Genomic DNA, 920 nt, shown 5'->3' on the forward strand with positions numbered 1-920 from the left:
AGCCAATCGCGTAAACTAGAGCGAAAACCATGCGGGCAGGCTTCAAGTTTATTGTCTCTCATATATTGAGCCATACACTTCTCAGCGAGGGGACCGCGACCTTTAGCAGAAAAAAAGAAATCATTACGAGAAAGCAATCGTGCTTGTTTTAAAATGTCTAATGCTTCAGTTGATAAAGGCACGCGAAATTCTTTTGTTGTATCACGCTTGCCTTTCATATTTTCAGCAGGTATGGTCCATATATCCCCATCAATTTGATCTTTATGAATATGACGTAAAGGATTGGTACGAACACCTGTCAGAATAAGCAAACGCAAAGCCAGTTGTGTTATGGTTGATGCTTCACAGAGTGTTTTATAAAAAGCCGGAACCTCTCTCCAATCCATGGCTGGTCTATTAGTGACCTTATGGCGTTGTTTTCCTAAGAGAGCTTTTGCTTTTTCTACAGCTTGTAAATCAACATCTACACCTAATGCAGCCGCATGTTTGAGACAAATATTAAGACGTATCAATGCTGTTCGAGCAATTACAGCCTTTGTATGCCAAATGGGAGAAAGGGTATTGCGTATCTCTGTTTGCGTAATCTCTGAAACGGGTAAACAGCCTAATTTAGGGAGAATATGAAGGCGTAAAGGTGTAAACCATTTACCATTTTTACCATCACCTTTTAATTCAGCTTTACGAGTTTCAAAAGTATCTAGTGCAATATCTTTTAAGTAATGGAGATTGCTTATTGCCTCACGCTTTTGTTTTTCACGTTCTTTAATAGGGTCACGCCCTTCACGTAAAACAGCCCGCCACCCAGTTGCCAATTCACGGGCTTGTTTTAAAGAGACATCTCTTAAAGCACCCAAGCCCATTTCGCGACGCCGCCCATGAATGGTATAACGATACAGCCATTGAGCACCACCATCTTTACG

At 41.2% G+C, this 920-nt stretch carries 1 protein-coding gene; it reads right to left on the reverse strand.

From position 1 onward, the window contains the following. Positions 1 to 920 (reverse strand): tyrosine-type recombinase/integrase (locus ACFIQC_RS09935; RefSeq protein WP_375707140.1); only part of this gene is annotated, 920 nt, incomplete at both ends.

It is taken from the genome of Bartonella sp. AA126HLJHH (genome assembly GCF_042197425.1).
In the GTDB taxonomy this organism is placed as follows: Bacteria; Pseudomonadota; Alphaproteobacteria; order Rhizobiales; family Rhizobiaceae; genus Bartonella.